Origin of the sequence: Shewanella sp. T24-MNA-CIBAN-0130, from assembly GCF_040310185.1 — a bacterium.
Lineage (GTDB): Bacteria > Pseudomonadota > Gammaproteobacteria > Enterobacterales > Shewanellaceae > Shewanella > Shewanella psychromarinicola.
The window spans coordinates 1-278 of the sequence record NZ_JBEOPP010000272.1 but is presented as its reverse complement, the minus strand read 5'-3'; the positions used below and the strand labels follow the sequence as shown (position 1 = coordinate 278).

Here is a 278-nt window from a genome sequence, read left to right as displayed (position 1 = left end):
GATCTGCCACAGCCTCATCGCGCGGCGTAGCTAGGTGAAGGCGCCGACATCTCGACCTGATTGTGACGATGACGTCCTCTGGAGTAGGGGCACACAGCAACCAGACGGTTTTCGGCGCAGGCTCCTCGATAGCTTTAAGCAAGGCGTCAGCTCCGCGTTCAGTGATGCGATCGGCATCTTCGACGACGACAACTTGGTGACACCCGTGGACCGGATTCATCGCCGCTCGACGAACCAGTTCACGCACTTCATCAACGCCGATAGACAGTGCCTCAGTA

At 58.3% G+C, this 278-nt stretch carries 1 protein-coding gene; it reads right to left on the bottom strand.

Annotated elements, in window-relative coordinates; translation table 11 throughout:
• Positions 1 to 220 (bottom strand): DNA polymerase III delta subunit-related protein (locus tag AAEZ02_RS22350; RefSeq protein WP_502959610.1); only part of this gene is annotated, 220 nt, incomplete at its 3' end.
• Between the last annotated feature and the right edge of the window lie 58 nt (positions 221 to 278).